Annotated in this window: 20 protein-coding genes; 8 read left to right on the forward strand and 12 right to left on the reverse strand. The window is 71.4% G+C overall.

The features are described from left to right. Positions 1–49: 49 nt before the first annotated feature. From BFN33_RS08220 to BFN33_RS08230, 3 genes are read left to right on the forward strand one after another with little or no spacing between them, the layout of a single operon-like run. Positions 50–913 carry a hypothetical protein gene (locus BFN33_RS08220; protein ID WP_069759241.1) on the forward strand — a complete coding sequence of 288 codons (864 nt, stop codon included), beginning with the start codon at positions 50–52 and terminating at the stop codon, positions 911–913. 24 nt (positions 914–937) lie between these two features. Continuing rightward, entirely contained in the window at positions 938–1,759 is an 822-nt protein-coding gene (locus BFN33_RS08225) for an EI24 domain-containing protein (RefSeq protein WP_069759242.1), read from the forward strand. Next, positions 1,743–2,225 (forward strand): GNAT family N-acetyltransferase, encoded by a 483-nt coding sequence (locus BFN33_RS08230; RefSeq protein WP_069759243.1) that lies wholly within the window; start codon positions 1,743–1,745, stop codon positions 2,223–2,225. The genes BFN33_RS08225 and BFN33_RS08230 overlap by 17 nt, the downstream gene beginning before the upstream one ends. On the opposite strand, the gene BFN33_RS08235 is transcribed toward BFN33_RS08230, so the two are convergent. Further along, positions 2,173–3,420 (reverse strand): pyroglutamyl peptidase, encoded by a 1,248-nt coding sequence (locus BFN33_RS08235; protein ID WP_069759244.1) that lies wholly within the window; start codon positions 3,418–3,420, stop codon positions 2,173–2,175. The two genes, BFN33_RS08230 and BFN33_RS08235, sit on opposite strands and share 53 nt — an antisense overlap. A 75-nt stretch (positions 3,421–3,495) precedes the next feature. Then, positions 3,496–4,452: a LysR family transcriptional regulator gene (locus BFN33_RS08240; RefSeq protein ID WP_069759245.1), complete on the reverse strand. Its 957-nt coding sequence runs from the start codon at positions 4,450–4,452 to the stop codon at positions 3,496–3,498. 58 nt (positions 4,453–4,510) lie between these two features. On the opposite strand from BFN33_RS08240, the gene BFN33_RS08245 reads away from it, so the two are divergent. Both BFN33_RS08245 and BFN33_RS08250 read left to right on the forward strand, forming a co-directional pair. Next, positions 4,511–4,900, forward strand: coding sequence for a RidA family protein (locus tag BFN33_RS08245; protein ID WP_069759246.1), 390 nt, complete (start codon positions 4,511–4,513; stop codon positions 4,898–4,900). A gap of 11 nt (positions 4,901–4,911) precedes the next feature. Continuing rightward, positions 4,912–5,235 (forward strand): YrdB family protein, encoded by a 324-nt coding sequence (locus BFN33_RS08250; protein WP_069759247.1) that lies wholly within the window; start codon positions 4,912–4,914, stop codon positions 5,233–5,235. 3 nt (positions 5,236–5,238) lie between these two features. Here the strand turns inward: BFN33_RS08250 and BFN33_RS08255 are convergent, their stop codons facing one another. Next, the gene (locus BFN33_RS08255; protein WP_069759248.1) at positions 5,239–5,820 is read right to left on the reverse strand and encodes a TetR/AcrR family transcriptional regulator; all 582 of its coding nucleotides are present in this window, start codon (positions 5,818–5,820) and stop codon (positions 5,239–5,241) included. Between the two features lie 104 nt (positions 5,821–5,924). Here BFN33_RS08255 and BFN33_RS08260 point away from each other — a divergent pair, with 104 nt between their 5' ends. Further along, positions 5,925–8,357, forward strand: coding sequence for a glycoside hydrolase family 3 protein (locus tag BFN33_RS08260; protein ID WP_069759249.1), 2,433 nt, complete (start codon positions 5,925–5,927; stop codon positions 8,355–8,357). A gap of 73 nt (positions 8,358–8,430) precedes the next feature. Here BFN33_RS08260 and BFN33_RS08265 read toward each other — a convergent pair whose 3' ends face one another. Together BFN33_RS08265 and BFN33_RS08270 are read right to left on the reverse strand one after the other, a co-directional pair. Then, positions 8,431–9,402, reverse strand: a complete 972-nt coding sequence (locus tag BFN33_RS08265) for an aldose epimerase family protein (protein ID WP_069759250.1) — start codon at positions 9,400–9,402, stop codon at positions 8,431–8,433. A gap of 10 nt (positions 9,403–9,412) precedes the next feature. Next, positions 9,413–10,297, reverse strand: coding sequence for an SGNH/GDSL hydrolase family protein (locus tag BFN33_RS08270; RefSeq protein ID WP_069759251.1), 885 nt, complete (start codon positions 10,295–10,297; stop codon positions 9,413–9,415). A gap of 251 nt (positions 10,298–10,548) precedes the next feature. Here BFN33_RS08270 and BFN33_RS08275 point away from each other — a divergent pair, with 251 nt between their 5' ends. Next, positions 10,549–11,043, forward strand: coding sequence for a DUF3145 domain-containing protein (locus BFN33_RS08275; protein WP_069759252.1), 495 nt, complete (start codon positions 10,549–10,551; stop codon positions 11,041–11,043). A gap of 64 nt (positions 11,044–11,107) precedes the next feature. Here the strand turns inward: BFN33_RS08275 and fabF are convergent, their stop codons facing one another. The 5 genes from fabF to BFN33_RS08300 form a co-directional block, all read right to left on the reverse strand. Next, positions 11,108–12,379 carry a beta-ketoacyl-ACP synthase II gene (gene fabF / locus BFN33_RS08280; protein ID WP_069759253.1) on the reverse strand — a complete coding sequence of 424 codons (1,272 nt, stop codon included), beginning with the start codon at positions 12,377–12,379 and terminating at the stop codon, positions 11,108–11,110. A gap of 101 nt (positions 12,380–12,480) precedes the next feature. Next, the gene (locus BFN33_RS08285) at positions 12,481–12,729 is read right to left on the reverse strand and encodes an acyl carrier protein (protein ID WP_062042561.1); all 249 of its coding nucleotides are present in this window, start codon (positions 12,727–12,729) and stop codon (positions 12,481–12,483) included. Positions 12,730–12,806: 77 nt separating this feature from the next. Continuing rightward, the gene (locus BFN33_RS08290; RefSeq protein WP_069759254.1) at positions 12,807–13,802 is read right to left on the reverse strand and encodes a ketoacyl-ACP synthase III; all 996 of its coding nucleotides are present in this window, start codon (positions 13,800–13,802) and stop codon (positions 12,807–12,809) included. A 16-nt stretch (positions 13,803–13,818) separates the two neighbouring features. Further along, positions 13,819–14,742: an ACP S-malonyltransferase gene (locus BFN33_RS08295; protein WP_069759255.1), complete on the reverse strand. Its 924-nt coding sequence runs from the start codon at positions 14,740–14,742 to the stop codon at positions 13,819–13,821. A gap of 89 nt (positions 14,743–14,831) precedes the next feature. After that, on the reverse strand, positions 14,832–16,037 hold the full coding sequence (locus BFN33_RS08300; RefSeq protein WP_057615301.1) for a CdaR family transcriptional regulator: 1,206 nt from the start codon (positions 16,035–16,037) through the stop codon (positions 14,832–14,834). A gap of 80 nt (positions 16,038–16,117) precedes the next feature. Here BFN33_RS08300 and BFN33_RS08305 point away from each other — a divergent pair, with 80 nt between their 5' ends. Continuing rightward, the gene (locus BFN33_RS08305; RefSeq protein ID WP_069759256.1) at positions 16,118–16,771 is read left to right on the forward strand and encodes a pirin family protein; all 654 of its coding nucleotides are present in this window, start codon (positions 16,118–16,120) and stop codon (positions 16,769–16,771) included. On the opposite strand, the gene BFN33_RS08310 is transcribed toward BFN33_RS08305, so the two are convergent. Beyond that, the gene (locus BFN33_RS08310; protein ID WP_069759257.1) at positions 16,768–17,583 is read right to left on the reverse strand and encodes a serine hydrolase; all 816 of its coding nucleotides are present in this window, start codon (positions 17,581–17,583) and stop codon (positions 16,768–16,770) included. The genes BFN33_RS08305 and BFN33_RS08310 overlap by 4 nt on opposite strands. A gap of 19 nt (positions 17,584–17,602) precedes the next feature. After that, entirely contained in the window at positions 17,603–18,073 is a 471-nt protein-coding gene (locus tag BFN33_RS08315) for a GNAT family N-acetyltransferase (RefSeq protein ID WP_069759258.1), read from the reverse strand. Between the last annotated feature and the right edge of the window lie 68 nt (positions 18,074–18,141).

The raw sequence follows: 18,141 nt of genomic DNA on the forward strand, positions 1-18,141 counted from the left end.
TGCTGAGGGCGGCGGAAGCGCGCGGCGAGCGAGTCCACAGGAGAGGCCCATGGCGACGATCCCTTCGCTCCCCAGCAGGGACGAAGTACTGCGCATGGCACGGAACACCACCGACATCACCGGCCAGCTCCTGGACACGGCCCAGAACATCACCAGGATCGCGATCAACACCTTCGACTCCAGGGACGGTTCGGGCCCCGAGGTGCTGCGCGTCCTGCGCCGGACGACGGCGGAACTGGCCGAGGCGAGCGCGTCCCCGCAGGCCCAGGAGGCGTTCTACCGGATCGTCGACACCCTCACCCGGCTCGGCACCACCGGCGCCCCGCTGGCCGTGCACCCGGTCAGCGAGCCGGCGCGGGTGCTGCTGGCGGCGCTGGGCGACAGTCTGCTGCCCGTCCTGGACGCGGTGGAGCCGGCGGTGGAGGAGTTCGCGACTGCGCTGGGCGAACTGGTCGAGGCGACCTCCCCGTTGCTCCCCGCGGCGGCGGGCCTGGCCGCGGGGACACTCCTGGCGCTGACTCCCGTGATCCGCGCGGCGACCGGGGTCCTGCGCGACTCGACCCCCGAACTCCGGCGGATCGCCGACGCTTTGACGGCGGCGCTGGCCCCGCTGATGCCCTTGCAGGTGACCCTGGCCGAACGCGCGGCGGCCGCCGGTGCGGGGGCCGTACGGGCCACCCTGCCGCCCCTCGCCGACCTCACGGACGCGGCGGCGGCCACGGCGAAGGCGGCCCGGCCGGTGCTGATCGCCGGTGAGGAAATGTTCGTGTCCGGCCTGGAGCGGCTCCAGCCCACGCTGATGGCCGCGGCCTCCCGCGCGGGCGGCGTGGCACGGGCGGTGGCGGTCAGGGTGTCGGCGGCGGTGTCCCCGGCGGCGGAGCAGGGGGTGGTGGTGGCCGTATCCCCGGCCTGACGGGCACCCGATAGGGTTCGGGACATGCGTGATCTCGGGGCGGGCTTCCACTATCTCCTGAAGGGCCAGCGGTGGGTGGCCCGGCACGGCAAGCAGTACGGCTTCGGTCTGATCCCGGGCCTGATCACCCTGGTGCTGTATGTGGCGGCACTGGTCGCCCTGGCCACCTGGGGCGAGGACTTCGTGTCCTGGTCCACGCCGTTCGCCGACGACTGGTCGAGCCCGTGGCAGGGCCTGTTCCGGGGCTTCCTCGCGGTGGTCCTGTTCGCGCTGGCCCTCCTCCTCGCGGTCCTGACCTTCACGGCGGTCACCCTCCTGATAGGCCAGCCCTTCTACGAGAACCTCTCCGAGAAGGTCGACCGGGACGTCTCCCCGGACGGCACGGCCCCCGAGTCCGGCCTACCGCTCTGGCGCGAGCTGTGGATCTCGGCGAGGGACAGCCTCCGTATCGTCGTCCGGGCCGCCCTGTGGGCGGTCCTGCTCTTCGCGCTGGGCTTCGTCCCCTTGGTCGGCCAGACCCTGATCCCGGTGCTCGGCTTCTTCGTGACGGGCTTCTTCCTCACCGAGGAGCTCACCGCGGTGGCCCTCCAGCGCCGAGGCGTGGACCTCCGGGCCCGCCTCACCCTGCTCCGCTCCCGCAAGACCCTCATCTGGGGCTTCGGCACCCCGCTCGCCCTGGCCTTCGTGGTTCCCTTCGTCGCGGTGTTCTTGATGCCGGGCGCGGTGGCGGGGGCGACGCTGATGGCACGGGAGCTGCTGGGGGAGGAGACGGGGGACGGGGAGGACGAGTCCGAGGGGTCCGACGAGTCCGACGGGGAGTCGGTGTCCGGTGGGCTCGGCACCTGAGCCGACGGTCCGCCCGGCGACCGCCTCGGACGCGGACGCCGTCTTCCGCCTCCTCGCCGACTTAGCGACCACGTACCGCCCCGACCGCGCCCGCTTCACGACCGTCACCTTGCCCGAGGTCCTGCGCGCCGCCGCCGAGGGCCGCGCCGAGTTCCTGGTGGCCGACCAGGAGGCCCAGGTCGTCGGTTACGCCTATGCGGCCCGCATGCCGACCCTCTTCGCGGGCGGCACGGTCCTCGAACTCCTCGAACTCGCCGTGGACACGCCCCTGCGCGGCCGCGGTACGGGCTCCCGGCTCGTCCGGGCCATACAGGAGCGCGCCCGGCACGCCCAGGACGTGGAGATCACCGTCCCGACGCGCAGGGCCGCCGATTTCTATCGCCGCCTGGACTTCACCGAGACGGCGACCTACCTCAAGTGGCCTTCTCCACCGCCACCACCAGAATCGCCCGCACCTGCGCGATGATGTCCAGCCGGTTCCTCACGAACCCCGGATCGGTCACCGCCCCCGTCGCGGGGTCCGTGTTCCCGGCCCCGAACTCCAGCACAGGCGTGTGCACATGCCCACCCGGCAGCTCGTCGTGCAGTCCGAGCCGGTCCCGCAGCAGCGTGACCCGGTAGGCGATCTCGTTGGAGAGGTAGTTCCCGCCACCCCCGGCCCGCGCCGTGGAGCCCTCGGTCGGCCCGTCCGCCCGTACGACAGGCACCGTCCCGCCCACCGGGATCTCGGTCACGCTCGTGTTGTCATAGACGGGAAAACGCCCGGTGTCCGCATCCACGATCGCCTTGTACGGCAAGGTCGTCGTCGTCCACTGCGGTTGCGAAGCCGGATCGGAAACCGGCACCGTCCCCGTCACCCCGACGTTGTCGTTGTCCGGAAAGCCGCCCCGCCAGGCCCCGTTGGTCCGCTCGACGTCGAACCGTCCCACCCGCCCCTGGCTCACGGTCGTGAAGAGATCCACCTTCTTCAGATACGGCCGCAGCGCCCGCTCCACGGCCTGGTCCGTGAAGTCCTGCCAACGCACGGGAAAGACCACGGTCTCCACCCGCGCAGGACCCTCCGCCGTCTCGATCACCGTCCCGTCGAGCGCGAGCGCACTCGCCCCGGACGGATTCGAGATCCGTATGTCCCGGTCCAGCGTGAACGGATCGAACCCGGTCACAAGGACCCGCTTCAGCCGGTCCCCGCCCGGATACCGCACAGCGGTCTGCCCCCGCGAGGTCCGTTCCAAGTCATTCAGCAGAGCGGCACGTTGTCCCTCGGAGAGTCCGAAAGACGGCTCCCAGGTCCGCACTTCACGGGCCATCCCCAACCGGGCCCAGTACAGAGGCCGATCGTCGTCGCGGCTCAAATCCCCACCGGCCGCCCCCCGCCCCTGCGCCCGGTCGACGGCCCGCTTCCACAGCGCGGACCCCTGCCGTAGGACGACCTTCCGCGCCTCCGCGTAGGAACGCGCCGTTCCGAGCGCCCGCGTGAAGCGGAGGGGCACGGCGTCGAATCCGGACCGTTCGAGGATCTCCCGCGGCACGGCCTGGTCGAGCCGCTGCTCCTCCACCGTGGGCGAGGGCGCGGTCGCGGCCGACGCCGGGCTCGCGGGGGCTGCCGACCCCGCCAGCAGGGCCAGTCCGAGGATGCCGATCCGAACACGTAGGGATGTCAAGGGAGTTCATGCCTTCCGGTCGCTGTGGGGCGCGAGTGGTGCCGGACGACGGAAGTATCGCGTGACGGAAGTGGTCTACGCCATGGGGCCCGACGCACGGGGTATCCGCCCCGCCGCCTCCCGCAGCGTCGCGACGAACGCCTCCACGGCCGGCGAGGGCGACCGCCCCCGCAGCAGCGCCGCGTACACGGCCCGCGCCGGAGCCCCCTCGTCGAGCACCGGCAGCAGCACGACGTCCGGCCGCACGGACTCCGCGGCGAGCGCCGGGACCAGGGTCACGCCGAGCCCGGCGGCGACGTACCCCTGCTTGGCGGTCCACTCGCCGACGACATGCGCGATCCGCGGCCGGAAGCCCTGCCGCAGAGCGGCGTCGAGAAGCGTCCCCTCGGGGCGCGGGCTCCCGGAGATCCAGTCGGCGTCCGCGAGCCGCCCCAGTCGCACCGGGCCGCCGCCCTCGTCCACCAGCGGATGGCCGGCCGGGACGGCGACGTACAGCGACTCGTCGAGCAGATGGCGCAGTTCGTACGCCGACAGCGGTGCGCCGCCCGTCGTGGAGACGACCGCGAGATCCAGCCGCCCCTCGGTGAGCCCATCCAGGAGTGACGGCGTGAGTCCCTCCTCGCGGGAGACCCGCACCCCGGGATGACGGGTGCGGAAGGTGCCGAGGGCGTGCGGGATCAGCGCCGCGTCCGCCGTCGGGAACGCCCCGAACCGCAGTCGCCCGCCCGCCACTTCACGCAGCGCGGCCAGTTCGCGCGCGGCCGCGTGCAGCGCCTCGGTGACGGTCTGCGCGTAGGGCACGAGCGCCCTCCCGGCCTCCGTCAGCCGTACGCCCCGCGGCAGCCGGTCGAACAGCGGCGCCCCGCCCAGCGCCGCCTCAAGCGAGGAGATCTGCCGGGACACCGCCGACTGCGTCCAGCCCAGGGTGCGCGCGGCCACGGTGAACGACTCGTGCCGGGCGACCTCCAGGAAGACCCGCAGCCAGACGGTGGCGAGGTCGGGAGGAAGAGCGCTGCGATGCGGGTTCGGCATGGCAGCCATGCTGGACATTCGCTTGTCGCATCACAAGTGCGGACCTAGCGTCGACGGCATGCAGATCACCCTCGACAACCCCGCCGGCGCACCCCAGCCGCTGAGCCCCTACTACTCCCAGGTCGCCCGCGTCGAACAGGCCGACGGCAGCGCCCTGTTGTTCGTCTCCGGCCAGATCGCCGAGGGTGCCACGCTCGCGGAACAGTCCCGGGGCGTCTTCGAGACCCTCGCCGCGCTGCTGGAGGCACACGGGGCGAGCCTGGCGGACGTGATCAACATCCGCACCTACCTCACGGACATCACGGAACTGGAGCAATACGGCGCGGTACGAAGGGAGTTCCTCACCGGCACCCCGCCCACCAGCATGACCTTCGAGGTGTCCCGGCTCTTCCGGCCGGAGGCGCGGATCGAGATCGAAATCGTGGCGGCGGTGCCGGCGGGCGGGTGATACTGCCGCCCATGAAGGCAGCCAACCTGGGCGTTCTCTTCCTGATCGAGCTCGGCGCCCTGGCGGGTGCCGCGTACTGGGGTTTCACCCGGGACGTCGGCGCGTCCTGGCTGCTCGGCCTCGCCGCACCCGCCGTACTCGTCGCCGTGTGGGCGCTGTTCGGCTCACCGCGCGCGAAGTACAAGGCGAGGGGCGCCGGTCGCGTGGGCTTCGAGGTGCTCTGGTTCGGGGCGGGCGCGCTCGCCCTTTTCGCCGCCGGAGCTCACCTGTGGGCGTTCGCCCTCGCCGTCGTCTGCGTGGTGAGCAAGACACTTGTCGTCGCCTGGAGTCAGTGATCCTCACCCCGCCGGCTCGCCCAGCAGCCGCAGAAAGTCCCGGAACGCCCCGGGCATGTCCACCGACTCGGGGTCCAGCAGCCACTGGTACTGCAGGCCGTCCATGACCGCGACCAGCAGCGGCGCGGTGCGTTCAGGGCTCAGTCCGTTGGGGAGCCGGTCGCCGTACTCGGCGCGGAGGGCCACCGTCATCGACGCGCGCACGCGGGTGTAGCGGTCGGTGAAGTACTCCCGTGCCGGATGCCCTTCCGTCACGCTCTCGCCGAGCAGCGCCGAGAAGGTCTGGATGATCCCCGGCCGCATCGCGTTGTACTCGACGAGCGAGGCGAGCAGGTCGACCCGCCAGCTGCCGTTGGGCACCGCGTCCCACTTGTCCCGCTCCTCCAGCACCGCGACCAGCAGCGCGTCCTTCGTCGGGAAGTGGTGCAGCAGCCCCTGCTGGGTCAGCCCGACCCGCTCGGCCACCGCGGCCAGGCTCGCGCCCCGGTAGCCGCGCTCGGCGATGACCTCCAGGGCCGCCCGGACGATCTCGGCCCGGCGCTCCTCGCTTCTGGTCCTGGCGTTCATGGCGTCACCGTACGGCATCCCGAGAAGTCGAATATAACAGCAACATAACGAAACCTACCACTCACCAGGTAATCGATGCACGATGAGAGGACCCGCACGGACTTCAACGAGGAGGCACCGCCATGGCGGCACCCGAGGCACCCGCCGACCAGGCCCGCGAGGCGGCCGTCGAGGCGGCGCTGGCCGGACTCGATCTCGATGCCAAGGCACGGCTCCTGGCAGGCCAGGACATGTGGACCCTGCCCGCGCTCCCCGAGATCGGCCTGGACTCCCTCGTCATGTCGGACGGCCCGATCGGTGTCAGGGGCGTGCGCTGGAGCGCCGACGACCCGTCGATCGCCCTGCCCTCGCCGACCGCGCTGGCCGCCACCTGGGACCCGGAACTCGCCCGCCGCGCAGGCGTGCTGCTCGCCCAGGAGGCCCGGCGCAAGGGCGTCCACGTCCTCCTCGCCCCCACCGTCAACCTCCACCGCTCCCCGCTCGGCGGCCGCCACTTCGAGGCCTACAGCGAGGACCCGTATCTGACCGGACGGATCGGCGCCGGGTACGTCACCGGCGTTCAGGAGGGCGGTGTCGGCACCACCGTCAAGCACTTCGTCGCCAACGACGCCGAGACCGACCGCTTCACGGTGAACAACCTGGTCTCCGAACGCGCCCTGCGCGAGCTGTACCTGGCTCCCTTCGAGCTCATCGTCGAGAACGCCCACCCGTGGGGCATCATGACCGCCTACAACACGGTCAACGGCACGACGATGACCGAGCACCATTACCTGGTCAACGAAGTCCTGCGCGGCGAATGGGGATTCGACGGCTACAACGTCTCCGACTGGATGGCCGCCCGCTCCACCAAGGCCGCCATCGAGGGCGGCCTCGACGTCGCCATGCCCGGTCCGACGACCGTCTACGGCGAGGCCCTCGCCCAGGCCGTGCGGGACGGGGAGGTCGAGGAGAGCGCGGTCGACACCGCCGTACGCAATGTGCTGCGGCTCGCCGCCCGCGTCGGCATCCTGGACGGTGCCGAACCCGTGGTCACCGAGCTTCCGGCGACCGTCGACGGCATCGAACTGGCCCGCGAGATCGCCCGCCGCGCCTTCGTGCTGGTGCGCAACGAAGGCGCGCTCCCGCTGAGGTCCGGCACGGTCGCCCTCATCGGCGCCGCCGCCCGCGACGCCCGGGTCCTCGGCGGCGGCTCCGCCACCGTCTTCCCGGACCGGATCGTCTCCCCGCTCGACGGCCTCACCGCAGCCCTCCCCGAGGGCACCCTCAGCTACGCCGTCGGCGCCGACCCCAACACCGAACTCGCCGCCGCCGACAAGGGGTTCAGCCTCGAAGCGGTCTGCCGGGACGCGGACGGCGCGGTCATCGGCACGACCTCCGTGCCCAACGGCCAGATCCAGTGGATGGGTTCGGACCTCCCCGACGGCGTCACCCACGACCGGCTGCACACCGTCGAGCTGAAGGGCACCTTCACCCCGCGCGAGAGCGGCACCCACACCTTCGGCATCAAGGGACTCGGCGCCTTCAAACTGCTCGTCGACGGCACGACGTACTACGACGACGTCCAGCGCGCCGACACGGACGACCCCTTCATCTCCTTCTTCGGCGCCCCCGAGCCCCGCGCCCAGGTCGAACTGACCGCCGGCGAGCCGGTCGAGGTCTCCCTCACCTACGTCGTCGTCCTCCCCGAAGAGATCCCGATGAAGGTCGTCACCTTCGCCCTCGCCCACCAGGACCCACGGCGCGACCCCGACGAACTGATCGCCGAGGCCGTCGAAGCGGCGCGGAACGCCGACACGGCCGTCGTCGTGGTCGCCACCACCGAGCGCGTCGAGTCCGAAGGCTACGACCGCAAGGACCTCACCCTCCCGGGCCGCCAGGACGAGCTGGTCCGCGCGGTCGCCGCCGCCAACCCGAACACCGTCGTGGTCGTCAACTCCGGCTCCCCGGTGGAGCTGCCGTGGCGCGAGGACGTCGCCGCCGTCCTGCTCGGCTGGTTCCCCGGCCAGGAAGGGGGCGCGGCCCTCGCCGACGTGCTGACCGGCGCCCACGAGCCCGGCGGCCGGCTCCCCACCACCTGGGGCAGCCTGGCCCACGCCCCGGTCACCCGGGTCGCCCCGGAGGCCGGCGAACTCCCTTACGACGAGGGTGTGTTCATCGGATACGCGGCCTGGGAGAAGGAGGGCCGCACCCCCGCCTACCCGTTCGGCCACGGTTTCGGCTACACCGACTGGACCTACGAGTCAGTCGAGGTCCGCGGCACCACCGTCCGGGTCCGGCTGCGCAACTCCGGTTCCCGCGCGGGCCGTGAGGTCGTCCAGGTCTATCTGGCGCCCGCCGGACCCGACGCCGAGCGCCCGGCCCGCCGGCTCGCCGGATTCGCGGGGGCCGCGGCCGGTCCCGGCGAGAGCGTCGAGGTCACCGTGGAGATCCCGCGCCGGGCCTTCGAGATCTGGGACGAGAAGACCTCATCGTGGTCGTATGTGAAGGGTTCGTACGAAATCCAGGTGGGGCGCTCGATCGGCGACCGCCGGGTCACCGCGACGATTAACGTCTGATCCGAGGGGGCACAGCCCTCACACAAGCAGCCCCGGCCCGGGACCTGACCCCTGGGCCGGGGCTCGTCTGTGTCTACCGGGTCGTGAACCCGTAGACGGTCTCCGAGCGGTAGGTCTCTCCCGGCCGCAGCACCGTGCTCGGGAACTCCGGCCGGTTCGGGGAGTCGGGGAAGTGCTGGGTCTCCAGCGCGATGCCGTCGCCGGGTGTGAAGGGCTCGGGCAGATGGTCCGCGGTGTACAGCTGGAGCCCCGGCTCGGTGGTCGCCACCGTCAGCACCCGGCCGGACGAGGGCTCGTACAACTCGGCGACCTCGACGGCCTCTTCGGTGATCCCCTTGTCGAGCACGAAGTTGTGGTCGTAGCCCGCCCCGACCTTGCGCGTGCGACGGAAGTCGAAGCGGGTGTCCGCGACCTCCTCGATCCCGGTCGGGATCAGATCGGCGTCCACCGGGGTGAACCGTGAGGCGTCGATCCGCAGCTCGTGCCCGCCCGCGTTCCCGGAGCCGGCCAGGTTGAAGTAGCTGTGGTTGGTCAGGTTGACGACGGTCGGCGCGTCGGTGACCGCCTCGTACGAGATCCGCAGCGCGCCCGACTCGTCCAGGCTGTACGTCCCCGAGACCTCGAGGCGCCCCGGGAAGCCCTCCTCGCCGTGCGCGCTGACCCGGCTCAGCCGCACCCCGTGCTCACCGGCCGGCTCCATGTCCCAGACCCGTTTGTCGAAGCCGCGCTCGCCGCCGTGCAGGGAGTTGGGCGCGTTGTTGGGGGCGAGGGCGTAGGTCAGCCCGTCGAGCTCGAAGCGGCCGCCCGCGATCCGGTTCGCGTACCGCCCGACGAAGGCGCCGAGATACGGACCGGAGTGCTCCAGGTATCCGTCCAGCTCGGCGAACCCCAGCACCACGTCCGCCGTCCGCCCGTCCCGGTCCGGAACCTCGACCGACTGCACGATCCCGCCGTACGACAGGATCCGCACGCGGACGCCCGCGCGCTCCAGGGTCCAGCGGTGCACCGGGGTGCCGTCGGAAAGTGTGGCGAAGAGTTCGTTCATGTGCGGAACTTTAGGTCACGGACCTGACCTTCCGGTATGCGATCTCCGCCAGACGCGCCTGTCCGTTCACACTCGGGTGGAACCAGTCCCAGTGGCTGACCTGATCGGTGCCGAACCGGTAGTCGTACACCGCGCCCCCGTCGTACCGGCAGTGCTCGTCCTTGGCGCACACCTTCTTCAGTACGGAGTTGTAGGACTCCACCCGCTCCTGCACGGTGTCCCGCCGCTCGGTCGCCGCCGCGTCCAGCGCGTCCGCGTCGGCCAGCATCGACGGGCACACGCCCAGCTTCCACACCTGCTTGCCCAGCGGATTGGTACGGCCCTCGGACCACAGCCGCTTGAGGTTGGGCACGCTCGCCACGTATACCTGCGCCTTGGGCGCCTGCTTGCGCAGCACGCTCAGCGCGTCCTCGAAGCCGGACCGGAACGCGGACACCGAGGTCATCGCCGCCGTGGAGTCACGGCAGGCGTCGTTGGCGCCCACCATCACCGTCACCAGGCCGGGCCGCCGCGCCGCCGCCTGTGCCATCTGCCCCGACAGATCGGCCATCCGCGCCCCGGACACCGCGTAGTTCCAGCTGCGCTCGGCCGCCCTCGCCCGCCCCAGCAGCCGTACGGCGAGAGAGTCGACCTGGGTGCTGGCGCCGGTGGCCCAGGACACGTCGGGGCAGTCCTTCAGGATTCCGCAGGCGTCGAAGCCGCGCGTGATGGAGTCGCCGACAGCGGCTATCGAGGCCGGGCTGCTGTCCCACGCCGGAGTGGGCTTCGGCGAGGGTTTCGCCTTCTGGGTGGGGCCCGCCGAGTCGCCCCCCACCGCGTCACACCCGGCGACGCCCAGGAGAGCCGCCGTCAGGACGGCGACGACGGCCCGTGAACGGGGGCCCTGCTTGCGCATCCGTGGAGTTCCCCTCGTGAAAAAGATGGTCCTCTCATAACAACGCACAAGAGTTCCCGGTGGCCGCGAGGGAACGATCGACACCCGTACTAGCGTCCTGCCGGGTGAATGGCGGGCGTTTCGGGGCACCGGGACCGACGGTACGTCACACTCCTTGCCCCGCCGCACGGTAGCCTCGCCATCAACGTGGCCGGCAGGCATCGCCGCCATGCCGGCCAGCAAGACTTGTCCCGCTCTGCCCGGAGGTCCCGGTGACGACACGTGGAGTTCTGTACGTGCACTCCGCGCCGCGCGCGCTGTGCCCGCACGTCGAGTGGGCCGTCGCCGGGGTGCTCGGCACGCGCGTCAACCTCGACTGGATCCGGCAGCCGGCCGCACCGGGCACCTGGCGCTCGGAGTTCTCCTGGCAGGGCGAGGTGGGCACGGCCTCCAAGCTCGCGTCGGCCCTCAGAGGCTGGCACCTGCTGCGCTTCGAGGTCACGGCCGAGCCCTGCCCCACCGCCGAGGGCGAGCGCTACAGCTGCACCCCGGAACTGGGTATCTTCCACGCCGTCACCGGCATCCACGGCGACATCCTGATCCCGGAGGACCGCCTGCGCGCGGCCCTGACCCGCTCGCAGCGCGGGGAGACGGACCTGGAGGCCGAACTGTCCAAGCTCCTCGGCAAGCCCTGGGACGACGAACTGGAGCCCTTCAGGTACGCCGGCGAAGGCGCCCCGGTCCGCTGGCTGCACCAGGTCGTCTGAGCTCTCCGCACACGTGAAGGGCCCCCACACCGGTGGGGGCCCTTCAGTTGCGTACAGACGGTTCTCAAACCGTACGGAACGCCAGCACCACGTTGTGCCCGCCGAACCCGAACGAGTCGTTCAGCGCGGCGATACGGCCCTCCACGGGCAGCTTGCGGGCCTCGCCGCGGACGACGTCGGCGTTGGCCTCCGCCTCCGGGTCGAGGTTCTCGACGTTGATGGTCGGCGGAGCCACCCGGTGGTACAGGGCGAGCACGGTCGCGACCGTCTCCACGCCGCCCGCGCCACCCAGCAGGTGACCGGTCATCGACTTGGTGGCGGACACGGCCATGTGGTCGGCGTCGTCGCCGAACACCTTCCGCAGCGCCTTGAGCTCGGCGATGTCACCGGCCGGAGTCGACGTCGCGTGCGCGTTCACGTGCACGATCTCGGCCGGGTCCAGGTCGGTGCTGTCCAGCAGGTTCTGCAGCGCGCGCGAGATGCCGCGCCCCTCGGGCTCCGGCTGCACGATGTCGTGGGCGTCGGCGGAGACGCCCTGACCCACCGCCTCGGCGTACACCCGCGCACCGCGCGCGGCGGCGTGCTCGGCGGACTCCAGGACGACGACACCGGCGCCCTCGCCGAGGACGAAGCCGTCCCGGGCGACGTCGTAGGGACGCGAGGCGCCCTCGGGGTTCTCGTTGTTCTTGGACATCGCCATCATGTTGCCGAACGCGGCGATGGGCAGCGGGTGGATCGCCGCCTCCGTGCCACCGGCGACGACGACGTCGGCGCGTCCGGTACGGATCATCTCGATGCCGTAGCCGATGGCCTCGGCGCCCGACGCACAGGCGGAGACCGGCGTGTGCACGCCCGCGCGGGCGCCCACCAGCAGACCCACGTTGGCGGACGGGCCGTTGGGCATCAGCATCGGCACGGTGTGCGGGGAGACGCGGCGGACGCCCTTCTCCTTGAGCACGTCGTACTGGTCGAGAAGGGTCGTCACCCCACCGATGCCGGAGGCGATGACGGCGCCGAGACGGTCGGGGTCGACCTTGTCGTCCTCGCCGGCCTTGGCCTCGAAGCCCGCGTCGGCCCACGCCTCCTTGGCCGCGATCAGCGCGAACTGCGCCGAGCGGTCGAGACGGCGGGCCTGCGGCCGGGGAATCACCTCGGTCGGCTCCACCGCGATCTGCGCGGCGATGCGGACCGCCTGCTCAGCGGCCCACTCCTGCTCCAGGGGCTTGACGCCGGACTTGCCGGCGACCAGACCCTCCCAGGTAGAGGCTGCGTCGCCACCCAGCGGTGTGGTTGCGCCGATACCGGTGACGACCACGGTGCGATTGGTCGGGCTCACGGGAAATCTTTCTCCAACGTTACGAGGATTAAGCGGCGCCACCGCCGGGTGGCGGGGCCGGCACGTCCGGCCTGGAGGGCTCCGGAGGGAGCCCGGGAGACTCAGGCCTGGTGCTTGAGGATGTAGCTGGTCGCGTCGCCGACGGTCTTGAGGTTCTTGACGTCGTCGTCCGGGATCTTGACGTCGAAGCGCTCTTCAGCGGCGACGACGACCTCGACCATGGACAGCGAGTCGACGTCCAGGTCGTCGGTGAAGGACTTGTCCAGCTGGACGTCCTCAACCGGGATGCCGGCGATCTCGTTCACGATGTCGGCAAGACCGGCGACGATCTCTTCCTGAGTGGCGGCCATTGGGCGCTCCTTCGTTTTCTTATCCAGAGGGTTGGCAGTGCTTCCCGTCCCGGACCGGTTGATCCGGCACGGAGTGCCTAGGGGAGGGTAACGACAGTGGCGGCGTAGACGAGACCCGCCCCGAATCCGATGACGAGCGCGGTGTCGCCGCTCTTCGCCTCGCCGGTCGCCAGGAGCCGCTCCATGGCGAGCGGGATCGAGGCGGCCGAGGTGTTGCCGGTGGTGCGCACGTCACGCGCGACCGTGACGTGCTCCGGCAGCTTCAGCGTCTTCACCATCGAGTCGATGATCCGCTCGTTGGCCTGGTGGGGAATGAAGACGTCCAGGTCGTCCGAGCTGATCCCGGCCGCGTCCAGCGCCTGCTGGGCGACCTTCGCCATCTCGAACACGGCCCAGCGGAACACCGCCTGGCCCTCCTGCGTGATCGCAGGGAACTTGCCCGTGGAGTCGTACTCGGTCCACGCCACGGTCTGCTTGATCGTCTCGGACTTGTCGCCCTCGGAGCCCCACACGGTGGGGCCGATGCCCGGGTCCTGGGAGGGGCCCACGACGACCGCGCCGGCACCGTCGCCGAACAGGAAGGCCGTGGCGCGGTCCTCCAGGTCGGTCAGGTCGGACAGCCGCTCGACACCGATGACAAGTACGTACTCTGCCGAGCCCTCGACGATCATGCCCTTGGCGAGGGTGAGGCCGTAGCCGAAGCCCGCGCAGCCCGCCGAGATGTCGAAGGCTGCGGCCTTGTTCGTGCCCAGCTTGTCGGCGATCTCCGTCGCCACGGCCGGGGTCTGCTTGAAGTGCGAGACGGTCGAGACGATCACACCGCCGATCTGCTCGGCGGAGATCCCGGCGTCGGCGATCGCCTTGCCGGACGCCTCGATCGACATCGCGGCGACGGTCTCCTCGGCGTTCGCCCAGTGCCGGGTCTCGATGCCGGAGCGCGAGCGGATCCACTCGTCGGACGAGTCGATCGTCTCGAGGATCACCTCGTTCGGCACGACCCGGGTCGGGCGGTAGCCGCCGACACCGAGGATGCGCGCGTACGGGGCGCCCTTGCTGGGCTTGATCTTCGACATGCTCTCGTGCTCCTTCTCAGGCACCGTGCTCGGCGATGAGCTCGCGAGCAGCGTCGAGGTCGTCGGGGGTCTTCAGGGCCAGCGTCCTGACGCCGGGCAGCGCGCGCTTGGCGAGGCCGACCAGCGTGCCGCCGGGGGAGACCTCGATGAACGCGGTGGCGCCGAGCTGCTTGAACGTCTCCATGCACAGGTCCCAGCGCACCGGGTTGGCGACCTGCCCGACCAGTCGCTCCAGCACCTCGGTGCCGGTGGCGACGGCCTGGCCGTCCCTGTTGGAGACGTAGGTGACCGTCGGGTCGGCCGGCGTCAGATCGGCGGCGGCCTTGGCGAGCGCGTCGACCGCGGGGGCCATGTGGTGCGTGTGGAAGGCGCCGGCGACCTTGAGCGGGACGACCTTGCGGACGCCCTCGGGCTTGTCGTCGTTCAGCACGGCGAGCTGCTCCAGCGTGCCGGCGGCGACGATCTGCCCCGCGCCGTTGACGTTCGCCGGAGTCAGACCCAGCTTCTCCAGGTGCGCGACGGAGACCTCGGGGTCGCCGCCGAGCAGCGCCGACATGCCGGTCTCGGTGATCGCGGCGGCGTCGGCCATGGCCAGACCCCGCTTGCGTACGAGGGTGAGGGCCGCGGTGTCGTCCAGGACGCCCGCGAAGGCGGCGGCGGTGATCTCACCGACACTGTGCCCGGCGACCGCACCGGGGGCGATGTCGGTGATGGCACCGAGTGCCGAGGCGGACAGGATCCCGGCCGCGACCAGCAGCGGCTGGGCCACCGAGGTGTCACGGATGGCGTCCGCGTCGGCCTGTGTGCCGTAGTGGGCGAGGTCCAGGCCGACGGCGTCGGACCACGCGGCGACGCGGTCCGCGGCACCGGGGAGTTCGAGCCAGGGGGTCAGGAAGCCGGGCGTCTGGGCGCCCTGGCCGGGAGCGACGAGTACGAGCACTCTCACACTCTCTCTTGAGGGCGGCCCAAGCCGCCCGTGGGGACAGGGACGAAGAACATGGAGGGGTTTTGTGGACCCCCGACAAAAGCCTAGGGCTGGGGATCCCCGTCGGCCAGACGCCCCAGGATGAGCGCGATCCGCAAGGTGAACGCCGACCGTACATCGGAGGGCGACCAACCGGTGACATCAGTCACACGTCGAAGCCGGTAGCGCACGGTGTTGGGGTGCACGAAGAGCATCCGCGCCGCCCCCTCCAGACTGGACGCCTGTTCGAGGTAGACGGCAAGCGTCTCCAGGAGCGCGGAACCGGCCTCCTCCAGTGGTCTGTAGATCTCCTCCACCAACTGCTGGCGCGCAGCGGGATCCCCGGCCATCGCGCGCTCCGGAAGCAGGTCGTCCGCCAGGACCGGGCGCGGGGCGTCCTGCCAGGCGGAACACGCCTTGAGCCCGGCGGCGGCGGCCTGCGCGGACCGGGTCGCGGCGAGCAGATCGGGTACGACGGGCCCCGCCACGACGGGTCCGGCCGCATAGGGCCCGATCAGCGACTTGGCCACCGCGAGGGGGTTGTCGCTGCCGCCCGCGATGACGACCAGCCGGGAGCCGAGCACCCCGGTCAGCACCTGGAGCTTGGCGTGCCGGGCGGCCCGCCGGATGGCCTCGACGGTCAGCTCGGAGTCACCGTCGGGAGCGGTGCCGAGGAGGACGCACACATGCTCGGGAGCGTTCCAGCCCAGCGCGGCGGCCCGGCTCACGGCCCCCTCGTCGGCCTCACCGCTGAGCACGGCGTTCACGACGAGCGACTCCAGCCGGGCGTCCCAGGCACCGCGTGCCTCGGCGGCCTGGGCGTAGACCTGGGCGGTGGCGAAGGCGATCTCGCGGGCGTACACGAGCAGGGCCTCACGCAGCACGGACTCGTCACCGGGCGCGGCGACCTCGTCGATCGCGCTCTCCATGACCTCGATGGTCGTCCTGACCATCTCCACGGTCTGCCGAAGCGTGATGGCCCGGGTCAGCTCACGGGGAGCGGTCCCGAACACGTCGGTGGAGATGGCCTGCGGGGCGTCCGGATGCCGGAACCACTCGGTGAAGGCCGCGATACCGGCCTGAGCGACCAGCCCGATCCAGGAACGGTTCTCCGGAGGCATGGCCCGGTACCACGGCAGCGTCTCGTCCATGCGCGCGATGGCCTGCTGCGCGAGAGACCCGGACGACTTCTCCAGCCGCTTCAGGGTCGCGACATGGGCGTGGACGCCGGGCGCGTCGGGGTCGGACTTGCGGTGTTCGGGTTCGGGCACGGGACAAGACTGCCTTATCCGGACGTCAACGCGCGCCGCCGGGTACCGACTGCGGCCGGCCCGAGGACTACCGTGGTCCCGTGACGGACGTACGGCGCGCGACGGAGCGCTACCCAGGCGGGGATCCGGGAGCCGGGATCGAGTCGTGGCACGCCTTCTCGTTCGGGCCGCACTACGACCCCGACAACCTCCGCTTCGGCGCGTTGATCGCCTGCAACGAGGAACGGCTCGTGCCCGGCGCCGGGTTCGACGAGCATCCGCACAGCCACACCGAGATCGTGACGTGGGTGGTCGAGGGGGAGCTGACGCACCGGGACTCGACGGGGCACGAGACGGTCGTACGCGCCGGTGACGTCCAGCGGCTCAGCGCCGCCGCGGGCGTCCGGCACGTCGAGCGCAACGACGCCGAGGCCCCGCTGACCTTCGTGCAGACCTGGCTGGCGCCCCTGGAGCCGGGCGGTGAGCCGTCGTACGAGATCGTCCGCGGGATCGCCGACTCGACGCCGTACGCCGTCCCGGAGGCGAGCACGATGCTCCACGTGCGGCGGCTGGTCGCGGGGGAGCGGACCGCGGTGCCGGACGGGCGGTACCTGTACCTCCATGTCGTGCGGGGCGAAGTGCGGCTGGACGGCGAGGAGTTGGGGCCGGGCGACGCGGCCCGGGTCACGGACGCCAAGGAACTGGACGTGGTGGCGGTGACCCCGGCCGAGCTGCTGGTGTGGGAGATGTCCTAGAGCTCGGCCAGAACGGCGTCGGTGAACGCCGGCCACGCCTCGACCGCCCACGGTCCGAACGCGCGGTCCGTCAGCGCCGCACAGGCCGCCCCCGCGTCCGGGTCGATCCACAGGAACGTGCCGGACTGGCCGAAGTGCCCGAAGGCGCGCGGCGAGGACGAAGAGCCCGTCCAGTGGGGGGACTTGCCGTCGCGGATCTCGAAACCGAGGCCCCAGTCGTTGGGGTTCTGGTGGCCGTAGCCGGGGAGCACGCCCTTCGTGCCCGGGTACTGGACCGTCATCGCCTCCGCGACCGTGCGCGGGTCCAGCAGCCGTGGCGCCTGCACCTCCGCCGCGAACCGGAGGAGATCCTCGACCGTCGACACGCCGTCCTTTGCGGGGGAGCCCTCCAGGGACGTGGACGCCATGCCCAGCGGCTCGAGCACCGCCTGCCGCAGATACTCCCCGAACGGGATGTCCGTCGCCTTGGCGACATGGTCGCCGAGCTGCTCGAACCCCGCGTTCGAGTACAGGCGCCGCTCCCCGGGAGCGGCCGTCACCCGGTGCTCGTCGAAGGCCAGCCCCGAGGTGTGCGCGAGCAGGTGACGCACCGTCGATCCGCTCGGCCCGGCCGGCTCGTCGAGCTCGATCGCCCCCTCCTCGTACGCGACGAGAACGGCGTACGCGGCGAGCGGCTTGGTGACCGAGGCGAGCGCGAAGCGCCGGTCGACGGGACCGTGGGTACCGAGGACCGTGCCGTCACCGCGCACCACCCCCGCCGCAGCGGTGGGAACCGGCCAGTTTTCGATCAACGCGAGGCTCTGCAAGGACATGCCGTCGACCCTAAGCCGCTCAGAGCTTCAGCATCATCATGGGGTCCGGCTTGTGGACGAAGCCGAGGGAGACGTAGAGCGACTCGGCCTCCGCGGACGCGGTCAGCATGACCTGTCCGGCGCCCCGCTCGCGGAACCACGCCAGCAGTTCGTCCATGCACGCGCGTGCGTACCCGCGCCGGCGCGCGTCCGGGTCGGTGGCGACGCTGAAGACGTACCCGGCCAGGCCGTGCGGATTGGACGCCTTGCCGATCCGGTAGTCGACCGTCCCGACCACCAGTGCCGCGAGTGTCCCCGGCCGGTCCGGGTGGTCGACCACGAAGGCCGCGAAATCCCCGTCCGCCTCGGCCAGCTTCCCCCGCAGCGACGGCAGCGCCTCCGTGTGCCACGCTGTGGAGTCGTCCCCGTCCGGCAGCGCGTCGATCATCACCTGGCGCAGTCGCAGTACTTCTTCGGCGTCCTCGGTCGTGGCACGGCGTACGAGACTCATGGACCGCACGTTAGCGATCGCACCCGAGGGCCGTCCTGCCGATTTCTTACCGGTTCCGCTTGCTTCGA

It is taken from the genome of Streptomyces sp. LUP47B (assembly GCF_001746295.1).
Taxonomy (GTDB): domain Bacteria; phylum Actinomycetota; class Actinomycetes; order Streptomycetales; family Streptomycetaceae; genus Streptomyces.